At 60.8% G+C, this 18944-nt stretch carries 12 protein-coding genes; 9 read left to right on the forward strand and 3 right to left on the reverse strand.

Going from position 1 to position 18944, the window contains the following annotated elements:
- The first annotated feature begins 3 nt into the window (after window positions 1-3).
- From P3C18_RS06865 to P3C18_RS06880, 4 genes are all read left to right on the forward strand, one after another.
- Complete coding sequence (locus P3C18_RS06865) at window positions 4-3084, forward strand: efflux RND transporter permease subunit (protein ID WP_275961094.1); 3081 nt, start codon at window positions 4-6, stop codon at window positions 3082-3084.
- A 243-nt stretch (window positions 3085-3327) separates the two neighbouring features.
- A complete protein-coding gene (locus P3C18_RS06870; RefSeq protein ID WP_275961095.1) occupies window positions 3328-5187 on the forward strand; it encodes a DUF3857 domain-containing transglutaminase family protein in 1860 nt (619 codons plus the stop codon).
- Window positions 5188-5935: 748 nt separating this feature from the next.
- Complete coding sequence (locus P3C18_RS06875; protein WP_275961096.1) at window positions 5936-7375, forward strand: sodium:solute symporter family protein; 1440 nt, start codon at window positions 5936-5938, stop codon at window positions 7373-7375.
- A 989-nt stretch (window positions 7376-8364) separates the two neighbouring features.
- The gene (locus P3C18_RS06880; protein WP_275961097.1) at window positions 8365-9219 is read left to right on the forward strand and encodes a DUF2971 domain-containing protein; all 855 of its coding nucleotides are present in this window, start codon (window positions 8365-8367) and stop codon (window positions 9217-9219) included.
- 143 nt (window positions 9220-9362) lie between these two features.
- Here the strand turns inward: P3C18_RS06880 and P3C18_RS06885 are convergent, their stop codons facing one another.
- On the reverse strand, window positions 9363-10040 hold the full coding sequence (locus P3C18_RS06885; RefSeq protein WP_275961098.1) for a DUF4197 domain-containing protein: 678 nt from the start codon (window positions 10038-10040) through the stop codon (window positions 9363-9365).
- Window positions 10041-10194: 154 nt separating this feature from the next.
- Here P3C18_RS06885 and P3C18_RS06890 point away from each other — a divergent pair, with 154 nt between their 5' ends.
- Together P3C18_RS06890 and P3C18_RS06895 are read left to right on the forward strand one after the other, a co-directional pair.
- The gene (locus P3C18_RS06890; protein WP_275961099.1) at window positions 10195-11700 is read left to right on the forward strand and encodes a lytic transglycosylase F; all 1506 of its coding nucleotides are present in this window, start codon (window positions 10195-10197) and stop codon (window positions 11698-11700) included.
- Window positions 11701-11915: 215 nt separating this feature from the next.
- Window positions 11916-13922 carry a methyl-accepting chemotaxis protein gene (locus P3C18_RS06895; RefSeq protein WP_275961100.1) on the forward strand — a complete coding sequence of 669 codons (2007 nt, stop codon included), beginning with the start codon at window positions 11916-11918 and terminating at the stop codon, window positions 13920-13922.
- An 85-nt stretch (window positions 13923-14007) separates the two neighbouring features.
- Here P3C18_RS06895 and P3C18_RS06900 read toward each other — a convergent pair whose 3' ends face one another.
- Together P3C18_RS06900 and plsB are read right to left on the reverse strand one after the other, a co-directional pair.
- The gene (locus P3C18_RS06900) at window positions 14008-14223 is read right to left on the reverse strand and encodes a hypothetical protein (protein WP_275961101.1); all 216 of its coding nucleotides are present in this window, start codon (window positions 14221-14223) and stop codon (window positions 14008-14010) included.
- Between the two features lie 131 nt (window positions 14224-14354).
- Window positions 14355-16838: a glycerol-3-phosphate 1-O-acyltransferase PlsB gene (gene plsB / locus P3C18_RS06905; protein WP_275961102.1), complete on the reverse strand. Its 2484-nt coding sequence runs from the start codon at window positions 16836-16838 to the stop codon at window positions 14355-14357.
- 201 nt (window positions 16839-17039) lie between these two features.
- Here plsB and P3C18_RS06910 point away from each other — a divergent pair, with 201 nt between their 5' ends.
- The 3 genes from P3C18_RS06910 to P3C18_RS06920 are packed head-to-tail and all read left to right on the forward strand — an operon-like array spanning window position 17040 to window position 18912.
- Entirely contained in the window at window positions 17040-17339 is a 300-nt protein-coding gene (locus P3C18_RS06910; protein WP_275961103.1) for a hypothetical protein, read from the forward strand.
- Between the two features lie 23 nt (window positions 17340-17362).
- On the forward strand, window positions 17363-18217 hold the full coding sequence (locus P3C18_RS06915; protein WP_275961104.1) for a DUF692 domain-containing protein: 855 nt from the start codon (window positions 17363-17365) through the stop codon (window positions 18215-18217).
- Window positions 18214-18912, forward strand: coding sequence for a putative DNA-binding domain-containing protein (locus tag P3C18_RS06920; protein WP_275961105.1), 699 nt, complete (start codon window positions 18214-18216; stop codon window positions 18910-18912). Before P3C18_RS06915 ends, P3C18_RS06920 begins: the two co-directional genes overlap by 4 nt.
- Window positions 18913-18944: the final 32 nt, after the last annotated feature.

Consider the following 18944-nt stretch of genomic DNA (forward strand, 5'->3'; position numbering starts at 1 on the left):
CCGATGGATTTCAACCTATCCGCCTGGGCGCTGCGCAACCGCCAGATCGTCCTGTATCTCATGCTGCTGCTGGCTGTGGTCGGGGCTATTTCCTACACCAAGCTGGGCCAGAGCGAAGACCCGCCCTTTACCTTCAAGGCCATGGTGGTGCGCACCAACTGGCCAGGGGCGAGCGCCGAAGAGGTGTCGCGCCAGGTTACCGAGCGCATCGAAAAGAAGCTGATGGAGACTGGCGACTACGACAAGATCGTCTCGTTCTCGCGCCCGGGTGAATCCCAGGTGACCTTTATCGCCCGTGATTCGATGCACTCTGCGGACATTCCCGACCTGTTCTATCAGGTGCGCAAGAAGGTCAGCGATATTCGCCACACCTTGCCCCAGGGCATTCAGGGGCCGTTCTACAACGACGAATTCGGCACCACCTTCGGCAATATCTATGCGCTGACCGGTGAAGGCTTCGACTACGCCGTGCTCAAGGATTACGCCGACCGCGTCCAGCTGCAGCTGCAGCGGGTCAAGGACGTCGGCAAGGTCGACCTGCTCGGTCTGCAGGACGAGAAGGTGTGGATCGAGCTGTCCAACACCAAGCTGGCCACCCTCGGCCTGCCGCTGGCGGCCGTGCAACAGGCGCTGGAAGAACAGAACGCCGTGGCCGCCGCCGGCTTCTTCGAAACCGCTTCCGACCGCGTGCAACTGCGCGTCACCGGGCGTTTTGAAACGGTCGATGAAATCCGCAATTTCCCGATTCGCGTGGCCGACCGCACCTTCCGCATCGCCGATGTGGCCGAGGTTAAGCGCGGCTTCAACGATCCACCCGCACCGCGTATGCGTTATATGGGCGAAGACGCCATTGGCCTGGCCGTATCGATGAAAGCCGGTGGCGACATTCTGGTGCTGGGCAAGGCCCTGGAAGGCGAGTTCGCCCGCCTGCAGGAAACCCTGCCGGCCGGCATGCAGCTGAGCAAGGTTTCCGATCAGCCGGCTGCGGTGAAAACCGGCGTCGGCGAGTTCGTCCGCGTGCTCACCGAAGCGGTGATCATCGTGCTGCTGGTGAGCTTCTTCTCCCTCGGCCTGCGCACCGGTCTGGTGGTAGCGCTGTCGATTCCGCTGGTGCTGGCGATGACCTTTGCCGCCATGTACTACCTCGGCATCGGCCTGCACAAGATTTCCCTCGGTGCGCTGGTGCTGGCGCTGGGCTTGATGGTGGATGACGCGATCATTGCCGTGGAGATGATGGCGATCAAGATGGAGCAGGGCTATGACCGCATCAAAGCGGCCAGTTATGCCTGGACCAGCACCGCCTTCCCGATGCTCACCGGCACCCTGATCACCGCCGCCGGCTTCCTGCCAATTGCCACCGCGCAGTCCGGCACCGGCGAATACACCCGCTCGATCTTCCAGGTGGTGGCGATTGCCCTGCTGGTGTCGTGGATCGCCGCCGTGGTGTTTGTGCCGTACCTGGGCGCCAAACTGCTGCCGGACCTGGCCAAGCTGCACGCGGCCAAGCACGGCGGCAGCGCCGACGGTCACGATCCCTACGGCACGCCGTTCTACCGGCGCGTGCGTACGGCGGTGGAATGGTGCGTACGTCGGCGTAAAACCGTGATCGTGCTGACTATTGCGTTGTTTGTCGGCTCGATCCTGTTGTTCCGCTTTGTCCCGCAGCAGTTCTTCCCGGCGTCTGGCCGTCTGGAACTGATGGTCGACCTCAAACTCAGCGAAGGCGCCTCCCTGGCCGCCACCGAAGAGCAGGCCAAGCGTCTGGAAAAATTGCTCAGTGGCCATGAAGGCATCGACAACTTCGTCGCCTACGTCGGCACCGGTTCGCCGCGCTTCTACCTGCCGCTGGACCAGCAACTGCCGGCCGCCAGCTTTGCCCAGTTTGTGGTGCTGGCGAAAAGCATCGAAGACCGCGAGAAGATCCGCACCTGGCTGATCGAGGTGCTCAACGACGAGTTCCCGACCCTGCGCACGCGCATCTCGCGTCTGGAAAACGGCCCGCCCGTGGGTTACCCGGTACAGTTCCGCGTCTCCGGTGAGCATATCGACGAAGTGCGCCAACTGGCCCGTCAGGTCGCCGACAAGGTGCGCGAGAACAGCCATGTGAGCAACGTGCACCTGGACTGGGAAGAACCGAGCAAAGTCGTGCGCCTGAACATCGACCAGGAACGCGCCCGCGCCCTGGGCGTCAGCACCGCCGACCTGTCACGCTTCCTGCAAAGCTCGCTGACCGGCTCGCCCGTCAGCCAGTACCGCGAAGGCAACGAGCTGATCGAAATCCTCCTGCGCGGCACCCTGAGTGAGCGTCAGGAACTCGGCCTGCTGCCAAGCCTGGCGGTGCCCACCGACAATGGCCGCAGCGTGCCGTTGTCGCAGATCGCCACCCTGGAGTACGGCTTCGAGGAAGGCATCATCTGGCACCGCAACCGCCTGCCGACCGTCACCGTGCGTGCCGATGTGTATGGCAAGGAACAGCCAGCCAGCCTGATCAAGCAGATCCTGCCGACTCTGGAGCCCGTGCGTGCGCAACTGCCGGACGGCTACCAGCTGGACGTCGGCGGCACCGTGGAAGACTCCAGCCGTGGTCAGGCTTCGGTCAACGCCGGTATCCCGCTGTTTATCGTGGTGGTGCTGACCCTGCTGATGCTGCAGCTGAAGAGCTTCTCGCGCTCGGCCATGGTGTTCCTCACCGCGCCGCTGGGGCTGATTGGCGTAACGCTGTTCCTGCTGATCTTCCGCCAGCCGTTCGGTTTCGTCGCCATGCTCGGCACCATCGCCCTGTCGGGGATGATCATGCGTAATTCGGTGATTCTGGTCGACCAGATCGAGCAGGACATCGCCGCCGGCATGGACCGTTGGCACGCGATTATCGAAGCCACCGTGCGGCGTTTCCGCCCCATCGTGCTGACCGCCCTGGCGGCGGTATTGGCGATGATCCCGTTGTCGCGCAGCGTGTTCTTCGGGCCAATGGCCGTGGCCATCATGGGCGGCCTGATCGTCGCCACCGCGCTGACCCTACTGTTCCTGCCGGCCTTGTATGCGGCTTGGTTCCGGGTCAAGGAAGTGGAAGCGAAACCAGCCTGAGTCGGCGCTTGCTGATGTGAAAAAGCCAGGCCCAGCGGGTCTGGCTTTTTTATTGCGCCGGTTAAAAAACTGCAGCATCTGAGCGTCGTTAACTGCACAGGTAGCTGCGTTGAGGCGTCTATCTCGGGCGTCCTAGGCGTTTGCGTGATAACAAAAAATTACATTTCTTGTTGCGATTGATTTTCATTGGGGCGATCATCCCTGGCCTTTCGGTGCCCGTGGCGCCGTTTTACAGAGGCGTTTATGCAATGTTTTTCGTTCTACCGGCCACTGCTTGGTATCAGTCTGATTGCGCTTACGCACAGCGTTTCGGCTGCGCTCCAACCTTTGGCCGAAGCACCGCTGGCCAGTGATATTGATATGCACTGCCACTTCAGTCGTGATGTCAGCACAGACTGCACAACCACCTATCGCTACACCATTCTCAAACCGCTGGGCCGCGAAATGCTCTCGCGAATCGATTTCAGCTATGTCGAAACTGACGAGTTTGAGGTGATCAACGCCGAGTATGTGCAACCCGGCGGCCAGCCGACGCCTCTGCATGAAACGCAGATCGATACACGTACGGCGCCCAATCCCGATCAGGGTTTCTCCCGCGAGAAACAGACATCGCTGGCTTTTCCGGCGCTGCGTGTCGGGACTCAAGTTCGCTATACCGTGCGTGAGCGCAGTGCTGCGCAGCCTCTGCTCAGCGAGTTCCATTACAGCCTGCGGTTTGCCCCCAACGCCGTTCGCCGGGACCGGTTCAAGGCGCGCTTCACCGCCGAGCAGCCAATTCAGTGGCGCAGCGAGTTGATGGACGATTTCACCATCTCCGCTTCGGCCGACGGCAAGGCGCTGGATATCGAACAACGAGCGCCGGTGTTTAGCAGCTACATCAATGAGTCGAACAATGCCTATATACGCCGTATTCCGCGGATAGAGCTTGGCAGTACTGTGCAAGTGCAGCGCTACTTCGGCGGTTTAGCCCAGCGCTACAGCCAAATACTCAGCGCCGATCTACCGCCGGACAGCGCCATAGCGGTCGCCGCGGTGAAAGGGCTTGAACCCGCCCAACAAGTAGCCGAACTGATGCAGCATCTAAATGCGCATTACCGCTACCTGGGTGATTGGCGGGCTTCTGAGCGCGGCTATGTGCCATTCAATCTGCAGGAAATCGAGCAGCGCGGTTATGGTGACTGTAAGGACCTTGCCACACTGCTGACCGCCATGCTCAGGGCGAGCGGCATTAGCGCCGAAATCGCCTGGGTCAGCCGGGGCGATGTGGTGGAGTCATTGTTGATCCCAGGTACCAGTGCACCAAACCATGCAATCGTGCGCGCCCAAGTGGCTGACCAGGTCTGGTGGCTGGACCCCACCAATCCGGTGTTTGCCCCTGGCCAGACAATGTCTGACATCCAGGATCGTTGGGCTTTGGTAAGCGACGTGCAAGGGCAGGTGCGTGAAGAGCACATTGCGCTGGCGCGTCCTGAAGTCAGCATTCGCCTCGATAAGCAGGCACATTTTGATAAGACCGGGGGCGCAGCTACTCAGGCTACGGTCGCATTCGCCCGTCAGCCGTTGATGCAGTTGAGCCTGGCCGATAGCTATCAAGGCGCCACCGCTTCGGATCAGAATCTCTGCGACAACTTCGGGATGGCAATCAGCGACTGCAAAGTTCGTCGCGAAAGCTTGGGGTTTTTAGTGCCCGAGCGTTACAGCATCAAGGTGTCAATGACCAACCAGCGGGCACTTGAGAAGCTCGACGGTGGTTACTTCTACAGCGACGCCTATCTCAACGATAAATGGAGCGACCTGCTCAACTATCGGCGTAACGATCAACGTGCCGACCTCTACGTAGGCGATCCGGATACGGTTGATTACACCGTTACCTTGTCCGGTGCGCAGATGGACAAGCCGATCCAGCGCTGCGAAGTCCGCTCGCCTTGGTACGACCTCGACCTGGATGGGGAAAAGATCAGCGGTGGCATTCGCTATCACTACCGCCTGACCCAGAAAGTGAGTTGGCTGGGCCACGATGAGCTTGTGAGTGCACCGTTTGGCACGATGCTCAGCCAAGCCCGCAGCTGCGCAGAGCAGTTGGAGCAAATGGTAAAGCTCTAACCACTTGTGTATGGCGCGGGTACGCGGCAGCGTTTTTCGGCAATCAGCGCCGAAACGCTAGCGAACAACACGGCCCTCGCAGCCCCTCGTAATGATGCCGCTACTTGCTGCGCTCGCCCTGCGGGCGTTACTGCACTCGGCTACGCAGCAGCCTGCTGTTGGGGGGGGCGACATTGCGGATTGGCAACCAGCACCTGTGATGGCGATGGCGGGTAACGGAGGATTTGAGCATACCGGTGGACAAGCTTCGCGTTGTCCACCCTACGGGGCGGCCCATTGGTGATTCTGGCGTAGGGTGGATGACGCGTTTTCATCCACCGTTGCTGCCGTTGTCCGTGCTACTCGCTGGTTCCTGGTCAAGCAAACGGAGTCAAAGCCAGCCTGAAGCGGCGGTTGCTGATGTGAAAAAGCCAGGCCCAGTGCCTGGCTTCTTTATGCCTGGCGATTAGAGCGTTTGCTGGGCTGCTGTCAAAAATATGCAACTGCCCGAGCTGGGCTGTATGCGGCTTTTACAGCGATTACAGTCTGTTACAGAGGCATGCAGGGCGTTTTGCTGAATTATCTGCTTACGTTTCGTCGTTTTTGTTTGACATATTTTACGTATTTGCCAGACTGCGCGACCTTGGACGGGCGCGTGCAGCACCCCGTCGAGAATGGTCATAACAAAAACCTGTAGCCCATCGATCCGTCCCGCGCAGCCTGCGCGGGCCATGCATGCGGTGGGCTGACGTCTGTGGAACGGGAAAGCATGCTGATCTGGTTCGTTGCGCTCTATTTGCTGGTGACTGTCGCCATCGGTTTCTACGCCTCCACCCGGGTGCACAACACCCGCGATTTCGCCTCCGGTGGTCGTAGCATGGGCTTCCCCATCGTCGCCGCCATGGTGTTTGCCACCTGGTTTGGCAGCGAAGCGGTACTGGGCATCCCCGCTACCTTCCTCGAAGAAGGCTTTGCCGGCATCGTCGAAGACCCGTTTGGCTCCTTCGGCTGCCTGTTCCTGGTCGGCCTGATCATCGCCCGGCCGCTGTACCGGATGAACCTGCTGACCATCGGCGACTACTTCAAAAAGCGCTTCGGCCCGCAGGTCGAGTTGATCATCAGCCTGGTCATCGTCATGTCCTACCTGGGCTGGATCGCCGCGCAGCTGATTGCGCTGGGCCTGGTGTTCAACGTCATCTCCGACGGCAGCATCAGCACCACCCAGGGTATGTTCCTCGGCACTTTTATCGTGTTGCTGTACACCCTGTTCGGCGGTATGTGGTCGATTGCCCTGACCGACTTCTTCCAGATGATCATCATCGTCGTCGGCCTGATTTATCTGGTCTGGCTGTTCAGCGACATGGCTGGCGGCGCCGACCTGGTGATCAGTAAGGCGGCCAGCGAAGGCAAGTTCACCTTTATGCACGCCTTCGAGCCCAAGGACATCGTCGCCTTTATCGGCGCGGCGGTGACTATGATGCTCGGCTCTATCCCGCAGCAGGACGTGTACCAGCGCGTGATGTCGGCCAAGAGCGAGAACATCGCCGCCCGCGCTTCGATGACCGGTGCGGTGTTCTACCTCGGCTTCTGCATGCTGCCGGTGTTTCTGGTGTACGCGGCCTCGATGATCGACCCGGCGCTGGTCGATAAGTGGCTGGCCGAAGATTCGCAGATGATTCTGCCGCTGATGATTCTGGAAAAGACCCCGCTGTTTGCCCAGATCATGTTCTTCGGTGCGCTGCTCTCGGCGATCATGTCCACCGCCTCCGGCACCCTGCTGGCGCCGTCGGTGACTCTGACCGAGAACGTTCTCAAGCGCTTTTTGCCGGTGCTCAACGACAAGCAGTTCCTGCTGCTGATGCGCGTCACCATCGTGGTCTGCGCCGTGGCCACTCTGAGCTTTGCCCTGTACTCGGATGCGAGCATCTACGAGATGGTCGGCAACGCCTACAAGGTGACCCTGGTCGCGGCCGTGGTGCCGTTGTTTGCCGGGTTGTTCTGGAAGCGCGCGACCACCCAGGGCGCGCTGGTGGCCATCGCCTTTGGTCTGGTGTCGTGGATCTATCTGGAATACACCTGGAGCGAAGCCGCCTTCTGGCCGCCACAGCTGGCGGGCTTGCTGTTCAGCATGGCCGGTATGTTGATTGGGACGCTGCTGCCGCAGTGGAGCCGTAACCAGAATGATGTGCTGGTGGCGCAGGCGGAATAAGCCTGGCGCCTGACTGACAGAACCCCGCTGATTGGCGGGGTTTTGTTTTTGCGCCTTGTAAAGGCGGGGAGCGCATTCAGCCCGTGGGAGGGGCTTTAGCCGCGAGCTTTGCTGTTTTTTAGGGGCTTTGTTTGCGCCGCTTATGCGTTGGCTGGGCTAACGGTTCCGCCCTTACGGCGGGTCACTTCTGGCAAACGCCCCAGAAGTAACCAAGAGGTCTTGCCCCTTGCATCCGGCCCGACTGCGTCGGGTTCCCTCGCTCCATCATTGCTCCAGGGGCCCGCCGCGAAGGGCCATCCCTGGCCCATCGCGGCTCTCGCGGCATCCATGCCGCTCAACCCCTTGCGCAACGATTCCACTCGGCCTTCTGATGGGGCGTTTCGCGTCGTCTGCGAGATTGTGGGCAAATGACAAAAAGGCCAAACCAGCGCTGCGTAGGATGGGTTGAGCGCAGCGGTACCCATCAATTAATCGCATGGGTATCGCGTTGCTCAACCCATCCTACGAATGTCCGCCGAACCTGTAGGAGCGGGCTTGCCCGCGATGCTTTTGCTTCGGCTTTTACGCTCTGCCATCCACAAATTGCATAGGCAACGCGATCCCCGAATCCCGTCAGGAGGCCGAGCGCAGGTGCTGTGGAGAGGGGCGTTTGGCATGGATGCCAAACGAGGAACGATGGGCCAGGGATGGCCCACCGTGACGACCCTCGGAACAGCACCGGAGTGAGGGGAGTTGAGCGAAGCGAAACCCGGATGCCGGGCGCGCTTTCTCTTTGGTTACTTTCTCTTTGCGCGCGCAAAGAGAAAGTGACTCGCCGTAAGGGCGAAATGGTGACTCTCAGGCGATGAAGATGCGGCGTGTATTAGAGGCTTGATGGGTATCTCTGTACTCGGCCCATCCAGCGAGCTTCATGTGTCGTGAAAGCATTTTACGTAGAGGCAAGAAATAGTGGCATGGCATGATGATCTATCGTTTTTGGAGGAATGGCAGTGGATCAAGATTTTCGGCTGTTCAAGTATTTTCCACCTGCAAGGACTGATGTGCTGCGCACTGGAAAAATTTGTTTCTCGTCGCCGTTAAACCTAAACGACCCATTCGAACTGAAGCCGCCAATGCAATTGTTTGAATCCGATAGGGAGATGGCCGAAGCAGTCTTAGAGAAACTTTATTTTGAGCTGGTGAAAAACCCACCAGAGCTGCCAGCAGAGCTCGAAGGAAAGCTTACCCAAGACGAATATATCGAACGGATGAAGCAAGTTATTCAGCAGAAGCTTCCTGATTTAATGGTACGGCTAACACCGGGAATCGAAGTAGGTTATTCACGCTTTTACTCGGTTGCAGAAGAACGAATGGGCATGCTTTGCCTGACCGAATCACCGGATGACCTACTAATGTGGGCTCATTACGCAGCAGCCCATACTGGTTTTGTAATCGAGTTTGATCCGTCACACGCTTTCTTCAATCAAAGGCGCAGCGAGGCTGACGAGCTCCGGTATCTCCGTCGCGTTGTCTATTCGCCTGAAAGACCAATGCTGACTTTGATAACTGCTAAGGATCTGAGTGCTTTATTAACAAAAAGTAATGATTGGGAGTACGAGAAGGAGTGGAGAATGATGGTTGATCTCAAGGATTCGTCTGAAATCAAGATGGTTGGAGGCAGCCAATACCACCTCTTCGATTTTCCTAGGGCAAGCATAAAATCGGTAATTCTTGGATGTCGGGTTAGTGAAGAAACCAAGCTGGAAATACAGCTTGCTCTGCGCGAATTCGATGGCAGTCAGCCTGAACTATTTCAGTGCGAAGTTGATAAACGGCTGTTCAAACTTAATCAAATTCGAATCTGAAAAGCAGATGTGTGTAGCCACTTGAAGACGCTAGCAGTTGCACATCAAAGCTGAGGAGAGAGGTTTTTTAGCTGAGCCAGCAGCTGGAGGGTCAAAAAAGCCAGACCTCACGGTCTGGCTTTTCCACACCTGCCTAACTCGTCTTACAACGCCCCAAACACCTTCTTAGCCAAACTGGTCGCCGCACCAGCCGGGTTCTGGCGGATGCTGGCTTCCTGCTCGGCGATCATGGTGAACAGGCCGTCGAGCGCCTGCTCGGTCACATAGTTCTCGATATTCGCGCTTTTCGCGTCGATCACGCCGAAGCTCGCGGCTTGGCCGGCGAAGCTGTTGTATTGCTTGGCCAGGCCGACCTGGTCGGTGGCTTGCTTGACGATAGGCAGGAACTTGGCGCGGATCTGTTCACGGCTGGTCTTGTTCAGGTACTGGGTGGCGGAATCGTCCGAGCCTGCGAGGATGCTTTTGGCGTCCTGCACGGTCATCTTTTTCACCGAGTCCACCAGCAGCGCCTGGGCTTGCGGTACGGCGGCTTCGGCGGCTTTGTTCATGCTCGCTTCGAGCTGATCAACCTGTGCGCCCATGCCCATCATCTTCATGGTTTTTGCCGCTTTGCCGAGGTTGCCCGGCAGTTCGATGCGCACGTCCGGGTTGTTGCTGAAACCGCCGGGTTTGCCCAGTTGCTGCACGGCTACTTTGGCGCCTTGGGTGAGGGCGTCCTTGAGGCCGCCGCTGGCGTCGCTTTGCGAGAGGTCGGCCAGCGACAGGGCGAAGGCGCTGCTGGAGAGGGCGAGGCCGGCGGCCAGGGAAAGCAAACGAAGCATGGTGGGCATCCTTGTGCGATGGAGGGGCAGTTGCTGGAGCTTAACGGACTGGCGCGCACAGGCAAATCGGCATCTGTGCTCGCCTGGCGCAGCTGCAGGCTGTGGGCCAGTATTTAGCCGCAGAGTGAGGCAACGGCTTAGGCGGAGAGCGGCCATGCGTGGTTATCGGATGATGGGCGGGTGTGTGCTGGCTGCGCTGTGGCTGTGCGTGGCCAGCCCTGTGGCGCAGGCCGGGCTGTTTGACTGGATGTCGACGCAGCTCAATGAGGCCGAAGAAGCCGAGGTGGATAGCCTGGTGCTGCCGGTGCCGGAGGATTGGATCGGCGACTTCGATGGCATGCGTGAGCGGCGTTTGGTGCGGGTGCTGGTGCCGTACAGCAAGACCTTCTTTATGGTCGATCGCGGCCGCCAGCAGGGCATCAGCTATGAGCTGGGCAAGGCGCTGGAGGCGTGGCTCAACGCCCGGCACCCGTATGCGCAGAAGTCGTTGCGCTGGCAGGTGATGTTTATTCCGGTGGCGCGCAATGAGCTGATGCCCCGGTTGCTCAGCGGCGGTGGGGATATCGCCGCCGGTGGCCTGACGATTACCGAGGGGCGGCTGCAGACCGTGGATTTTGCCGCACCGTTCTCCAGCAATATCCGTGAGGCGGTGATTACCGGGCCGTCCAGTGCCGCGCTGAGCACGCTGGAGGATCTCGCCGGGCAGGAGGTCACGGTGCGCGCTTCAAGCAGCTATTTCGAGCACCTGGTCGGCATCAATCGGCAGTTCAAAGCGCGCGGCTTGAAGCCGATCAAGATCATCGCGGCGGATGAGAACCTGGAGTCCGAAGACCTGCTGGAAATGCTCAACGCCGGGCTGCTTAATGCCGTCGTGGTCGACCGCTATATCGTCGAGGCCTGGAGCCCGCTGTATAGCCAGCTGCAGATTCATGATGAGTTCTATATCCATGAGGGCGCGGAGTTTGCCTGGGCGATCCGCAAGAGCAGCCCGCTGCTCAAGCAGGAGCTGGCGGCCTTTGTGGACAAGCACAAGGCCGGCACGGCGTTTGGCAACAGCCTGCGCAACAAGTACGTGAAGAACAGCAAGCGCGTGCTGAATGCCGCCAGCGAGGCGGAGCTGAAGAAATTCAACGAGTTGGTCGGTTTGTTTGAGAAGCACGCCGGCACCTATGAGTTCGACTACCTGATGCTGATGGCGCAGGGGTATCAGGAGTCGCAGCTCAACCAGGCGGCGCGCAGCCCGCGTGGGGCGGTGGGCATCATGCAGTTGCTGCCGACCACGGCGGCGGACCCGGTAGTGGGCATCAGGGGTATCGACAAGAGCGCCGACAAGAATATTGAGGCGGGCAGCAAGTACATGCGCGTGCTGGCCGACAAGTACCTGGACGACCCCGAACTGACGCCGATGAACAAGACCCTGCTGAGCTTTGCCGCCTACAACGCCGGGCCCGGCAACCTGCGCAAGTTTCGCCGCCTGGCGGAGAAGTCAGGGCTGGATCAGAACGTCTGGTTCGGCAATGTCGAGCACTCGGCGGCGCGGGTGGTCGGCCGCGAGACGGTCGATTACGTCGGCAATATCTACAAGTACTACGTGGCCTACAAACTGGCCGAGACGAAAAACCGCACGCGGCGCGGGCTGACGCACAAGGCTGAGCACTAGCCGAGCGGCCATGGCGCACGTTAAGTGCTACGGCCCGGCGCTTATTCATCTATAACTCACTGCATGCGTCTGACGTATTCGGCGTCAGCGCGCGTACGCAAATTGCATAGGCAACGCTGTATTTGCAGTACCTGATCTTGCTGGTGGAACTAGGAGCGGTTCGTAAGCAGTTCTGGTAGTCCCTCTGAGCGTCCTTTCCAAGCAGGAGTAATGGCATGGCTTTTGTCCCCGTTCGGCTGTCGCAGCGTTTGACCCTGGGTTGCATCGTCCTTCTGATTCTGACCGCGCTGGCGGTGTTTGCCGTGATGGCCCTGCGTGGTCAGCCGCGTGTGGTGGCGGCCAGTGGCGAGCTGATCGAGCAGACCGGCAGCGCCATCGTGCGTCAGCTGGCGTTGCAGTTGGCGCGCATTGAAGGGGTGACGGCCAGCCTGGCGCACCTGGCCGAGGTGCTGCCGCGTGAAGAGCCGCTGTACCTCAACAGCCTGCCCAATCTGATCGACAGCCAGGGTGATAAAGCGATTGCCGGCGGCGGTGTCTGGCCCGAGCCAAATGCCTTCAGCGAGGGCACGGCGCGCCGCAGTTTCTTCTGGGCGCGCGGCGCGGATGGCCGCCTGGCCTATTCCGATGATTACAACGCCGCCGATGGCCCCGGTTACCACAACGATGGCTGGTATACCGGCGCGCGCAGCAGCCCGGCCGGCCAGTGCCTGTGGTCGGAGGCTTATAAAGATGTGTTTACCGGCGTGCCGATGGTGACCTGCAGCGTGCCTTATCAGCTTGAGGGGCGCTTTGCCGGTGTCGCCACCCTGGACCTGCTACTGGACGATCTGGCGCGCTTTCTCACCGAGCAGGGCAAGGTCACCGATGGCTACGCCTTCGCCCTCGATCAGGCCGGTAACGTGCTGCATTTCCCTGGCATGACCGGGGGTAAAGGCGGCGACATGCTCAAGTTCGCCGACCTGGCGCAGCAGCACGGTTGGCTCAAACCGGTGCAGGCGGCGCTGACCAGCAGCAATTCTGGGGCGATTCGCAACCTTGATCTGCAACACGATGAACAGCTCAAACAGGCCAGCCGCGTCAGCCTGTTTGTGATGCCCGGCACCGGCTGGGTAATTGGCCTGGCGACCCCACAGGAGCGGGTCACCGGTCTGGCTAGGGCGCTGACCTGGGAGATTCTGCTGTTCCTGCTGCCGCTGTTGGCGGTGTTGCTGGCGCTGGCCTGGTTGGCTGGGCGCAAGCTGATCGGCCAACTGGAAGAAACCACCGCGCAGATCGACTCTCTGGGCCGTGGTTCGACCAGCCGCGATGTCGAGTTGAGCGTAGAACGCGAGGACGAAATCGGCGCGCTGCGTCACGCGGTCAATCGCTATGCCGGGCAGTTGCGCACCATGCTTCAGCGCATTGCCGAGGAGGCCGATCATCTGCAGGCCGAAGCCGCGCAACTGGGTGGCCTGAGCAGCACCCTGGCCGGGCGTGCCGAGCAGCAGCGCCAAGAGAACACTCAGTTGGCGGCGGCGATTACCGAGATGTCGTCGAGTGCCCAGGAAGTGGCGCAGAACACCAACGACTGCGCCAATACCGCGCAAAGTTCGCTGCTGGTGGTGCAGCAGGGGCAGCAGAAGGTCGCCTCCAACAGCTCGGCAATTCAGGCGCTGTCGGCGGAAATGGCCGGTGCTGCCATGGTGATCAGCCGGCTGGAGAAAGACAGCCAGCAGGTCGGCGCGGTGCTGGATGTGATCAAGGCGATTTCCGAACAGACCAACCTGCTGGCGCTGAATGCCGCCATCGAGGCCGCACGGGCCGGTGAGCAGGGCCGTGGTTTTGCCGTGGTGGCCGATGAGGTGCGCACCCTGGCGGGTAAAACCCAGGCCTCGGCCAACGAGATCAGCACCATGATCAGCGCGCTGCAGCAGGCCTCACGCCAGGCGGTGCAGGCGATGCAAGCCGGCGAGGCGCGTACCGAACACGCGGTGGTCGAGGCCGAAGGCGCGGCGACGGCGCTGTCCAGTACGGTGCAGAGCTTCGATGATATTTCCCAGCGCGCCCAGCAGATCGCCGTGGCGGCGCAGCAGCAAAGTCATGTGACTCAGGAGATCAACGAACTGGCGGTGCGCATCCACAGCATCAGCGAAGAAAACGCCCGCGACGCCCAGGCGCTGGATCAGGTCAGCAGCGCCATGCAGGCGTTGTCGTCACGCTTGACCGGGTTAAGCCGCGGCTAGCAGCCAGCTTCGTAGCCCGGATGCAATCCGGGAGCGGACATGCAGGGCGCTAGGCTTCCCCGGATTGCATCCGGGCTACAGGTCGTTAGGCGTTTAAGCGCTGCAGCTCGCGGCGCACCATCTGTGCGTAGGCGGCGGGTTTTAAGGCGTACAACTCGGCAGCAACCCAGCTGAGCCAACGCCCACCCAGCTCGGCCTTGGCCGCCAACAGGCGCTGCGCTTCAGCTTCAGCGCGGGCCTGGTTGGCCTGGTGAAACTCGGCGCGGGAGGGTTTGCTGGTGGGGTCGTTGTCTGGGGGCATGGCGTTCGCAGGACTTGGGGCTGTGTGGGGTGGATCGGGGCGCGTAGCTGACGCTTTATCCATCCACCAATATCGGTCGCAATGGTGGATGAAAAGAGCGTCATCCACCCTACGTGTGCGGTCAGGCCGGTTTACACCGGCTCGGCGATATCCTCGTTGCGATCCATGGCCACCTGGCGAATCGACAGGCGCAGCTCTGCCGGCAGTACGCGCTTGGCGGCGCCTTCGGCCAGTTCGCTGAGCAGCGGGTGATGGCTGAGCTTGCCGGCTTCATCCTGACGCAGCACGCCATGCTCCAGCAGGCTCTGGATAAAGTGGCGGAACAGGCTCTTGTCGAAGAACTCCGGGGCGTTGAGGCCATGCAGGATCGACAGGCGCTGGGCCATCACGGTGCAGAGGTCTTCCAGCTCTTCGGCGCTGATGGCGTTCTGCCCGGCATTTAGCAGCAGTGCAGTGGCCATATAGAAGCGCTGCAGGGTCTGCACGATGGCGCGGGCCAGCAGGGTGAGCAGGACGAACTCGCGCGAGCTTGGCGCCGGGCGCACGTACATATCGCCATCGAGCTTGAGCAGGCCTTGTTCAACGAAAGCGGCCAGCCATTGATCGACCACGCCGTCCAGCTCATCCAGATTCCAGCGGATAAACAGCTCAGCCTGCAGGTAGGGGTAGAGCGCGCGGGTGTAGCGCAGGATCTGCTCGCGGCTCATCCGTGAACTGCTCTGGAAGAAGCTCGCCAACAGCGCCGGCAGGGCGAAGATGTGCAGCACGTTGTTGCGGTAGTAGGTCATCAGGACGGCGTTCTGCTCGTCCAGATAGAGAATCTTGCCGAGGGCGTCCTTCTGTTCGGCGAGCAGGTTCATCTTCTGCACGTATTCGATCAGCGCCTGGCCGTTGCCGTCCGGCAGGGTGGTGTGCGGCGAGTAAGGCACGCTGCGCAGCAGGGCCAGGTAGAGGTCGAGCACCCGCGACAGGGCGCGTTCATCCAGGGCCAGCTTGCTGGTGGACAGCAGCGCCAGGGCTACCAGGTTGACCGGGTTGATCGCTGCCGCCTCGTTGAGGTGCTGGGCCACGCGCTCACCGAGGTTGTTGGTGGCTTCATTCAGCCAGGCCGGGCGGTACTGCGTGCCATAGTCTTGCGTACGCCAGTCCGGCTGCTCACTGTCGAGGAATTCCGCCAGCTTGATCGGCTCGCCGAAGTTGACCCAGACATGGCCGAAGCGCTGCTTGAGTGCGCCGATGACCTTGAAGATGTCGAAGATCGACTCCTTCTTCTTGCTCGCGCCGCGCAGCTCGCCCAGGTAGGTGCGGCCTTCCAGCACACGCTCGTAGCCGATATACACCGGCACGAACACCACCGGCAGGCGGTTGCTGCGCAGGAAGCTGCGCATGGTGATCGCCAGCATGCCGGTTTTCGGTTGCAGCATGCGCCCGGTGCGCGAGCGGCCGCCCTCGACGAAGTACTCGACCGGGAAGCCCTTGCTGAACAGGGTGTGCAGGTATTCGTTGAATACGGCGGTGTACAGCGGGTTGCCCTTGAAGGTACGGCGCATAAAGAAGGCGCCGCCACGGCGTAGCAGGCTGCCGATGACCGGCATATTCAGGTTGATGCCGGCGGCGATATGCGGCGGCGTCAGGCCATTGCGGAACAGCAGGTAGGACAGCAGCAGGTAGTCGATATGGCTGCGGTGGCAGGGCACATAGATCACCTCATGGCCCTGGGCGACTTCCTGCACGCCCTCGATATGGTTGACCTTGATGCCGTCGTAGATCTTGTTCCAGAACCAGCTCAGCACCAGTTCGAGGAAGCGAATGGCGGTGTAGGTGTAGTCCGAAGCGATTTCGTTGCCATAGCGCAGGGCCTGGCTTTCGGCCTTCTCCAGGCTGATGTTCTCGCGTTCGGCTTCTTCGATGATCGCCTGGCGCACCTGCGGGCCGTGCACCAGGCCTTTGACCAGGTTACGCCGGTGCGACACGTCCGGGCCGATCACCGCGGCTTTCTGGTTGCGGAAGTGCACGCGCAGGATGCGCTGGACCATGCGCAGGGTGCGCTCGTGGCCTTTGTCCTGCTCGACCAGCTCGCGCATATGAATAGGTGTGGAGAACTGCACGCGGGTCTTGCGGCCGAGAATCAGGATGCTCACCAGCCGGCGCAGACGCCCGGTTACCGCCCAGCTGTCGGCGAACAGCAGTTTCCACGGGCTGGTTTCGCGGTCCGGCGACTGGCCCCAGAACACGCTGACTGGAATGATCTGCGCATCGTCCACCGCATGCTGGCTCAGCGCGCTGACCAGGCGTTGCAGGGTGGGCGAGATGCCGCGTTTGTCCTGCCGGCCGAGCCAATCGGGCTCTGGGGTCAGGTAGAAGAAGGCGGCAGGCTCCAGCAGCTCACCCACGGCCACCGGTAGCACCGGACGCGGCAGGCCGGCCTTGCGGCATTCCGTATCGACCACCGCCAGGTCACTCAACGACGGCTGCTGCAGCACGTAAAACACCGGCTTGCTGCGGTCGAGCTTGAGGGTAAAGGCGGACTGGTTAATGGTTTCCGAGCGCACCCAGAGGTACAGCACGCGGCGCAGGGTGCCAAAAACGAGACGGCGGAGCGGAGATCGGGTCATACGGAGTCTGCAGGCTGAAAACGAGCATTTGCTCGGGGGGGGTAGTGTGCCGGATCGCTTGGCTGGCGGCAAAAATCTTCTAGGGTTTAGCCAGCGCAGAATTCTTTTTACGGGTTGTCTGTAACAGCCGCGTGTCTGCCGCGTCTATTGGGCCGAGGCAGCCAATCGGCCGCCACTGTAAACCACCATTGGAGCGTTGCCATGAACCATCTGAACACTGTTGTTGCATCCCTGGGCGCCGTGCTGCTGAGCAGCGCTGCATTTAGCGTGCAGGCCGCGAGCAACCCGTTTGCCGCGCAGGAATTGAGCAGCGGCTACAGCCTGGCTGCTGGCGAGAAATCCGCTGAAGGCAGCTGCGGTGAAGGCAAATGCGGCGGCGAAATGAAGAAAGCCGAAGGCGAAGGCAAGTGTGGCGAGGGTAAATGCGGTGGTGAAGCCAAGGCCGAAGGCGAAGGTAAATGCGGTGAAGGCAAGTGCGGCGGCGAGCAGAAAACCGAGTAACGGACTGAGTGCAGGGGCAGAACATGCAGATGGATTTCGTTAACGGTGCCGGGCTGGGCTTGCGTCGCGGCCTGCTTGGCGCGCTGCAGGACTGCAGCGCAGGCGAGGTGGATTTCCTCGAACTGGCGCCGGAGAACTGGATCGGTGTCGGTGGGCGCCTGGGCAAGCAGCTGCGTGCCCTGAGTGAGCGCCTGCCGCTGCTCTGCCATGGTCTGTCCCTCAACCTCGGTGGTTTTGCGCCGCTGGATATCGAACTGCTCAAGGCCATCAAGGGCTTTCTCGACCTGCATGGCGTGCGCGGTTATAGCGAGCACCTGTCGGCCTGCGCCGATCATGGCCAGCTGTATGACCTGATGCCGCTGCCGTTTTCCGAGGAGTCGGTGCTGCGCATTGCCGAACGGGTGCGCATCGTGCAGGACGTGCTGGAGCGGCCGTTGATCATCGAAAACGTCTCGGCCTACGCGCAGTTGCCGGGCGAGCTGGATGAAGCGGCGTTTGTCCGCGCAGTGCTGGAGCAGGCTGACTGCCAGCTGTTGCTCGATGTGAACAACGTCTTCGTTAACAGCATCAATTTCAACTTCGTTGCGCCGGCCTATATCGCTAGCTTGCCCAGTGCACGCATCGCCTATCTGCATGTGGCCGGGCATTACGATGAGGCCTGTGATCTGAAAATCGACACCCACGGCGCCCCGGTGATCGACCCGGTGTGGGCGCTTCTGGAACAGGCCTACGCCGTGCACGGCGTGCGCCCGACCTTGCTGGAACGCGACTTCAACTTCCCGCCGATTGCCGAGCTGTATGCCGAGGTGGCGCAGATTCGTCAGCTGCAAGCGGCGGCGACATCGGTTGCCGCTCCGTTTAGAGGCTACGGAACATGAGCGGCGTTGACGCACAACGCGCGTTTGCTGCACGTATTCGCCAGCCGGCAGAGCAGTCATTGCTTGAGGGTGTTACGGCCGAGCGGATGGCGGTGTATGAAGCGTTGTTCTTCAACAATATCGAAGGCTTTATCAGCGGTGCCTTCCCGGTGTTGCACCGGCTGATCGAGGCTGAGCGCTGGCAGCGCCTGGTGCGCAGTTTTATTGCCGAGCATCAGGCGCGCACGCCGTATTTCTTGCAGATCAGCCAGGAGTTTCTTGCTTGGTTGCAGCAGGGCTATGTCGCCGAAGCGGGCGATCCGCCGTTTATGTTGGAGCTGGCGCATTACGAGTGGGTCGAGCTGGCGCTGGATGTCAGCGAAGCCGAGCTGCCTGTGCAGGGCTGGTCGCCATTGGCCTGGCCGCTGGCCTATCAGTGGCCGGTGCAGCGTATCAGTGCCGACTTCCAACCCTCTGAGCCTCCCGCCGAGCCGACCTGCCTGCTGGTCTGGCGCGATGGGCAGGACAAGGTGCGCTTTATGCAGCTCAGCCCGTTCGCCTATCAGTTGGCGGCGCGGCTGCAGTCTGGTGAAGCTGCCGAGCCGGCTTTGCTGGAGCTGGCGCAGCAGCACGGTCTAAACGCCGATAACGCCTATTTCAACAACGCCAAAACTCTGCTGGAGGAGTGGCATAAGCAGGGCATCTGGCGCCCTTAACCCCTCGCAGTACCTGACCCTCGGCGCCAAGC

Source organism: Pseudomonas sp. 1928-m, from assembly GCF_029269135.1.
Taxonomy (GTDB): Bacteria; Pseudomonadota; Gammaproteobacteria; order Pseudomonadales; family Pseudomonadaceae; genus Aquipseudomonas.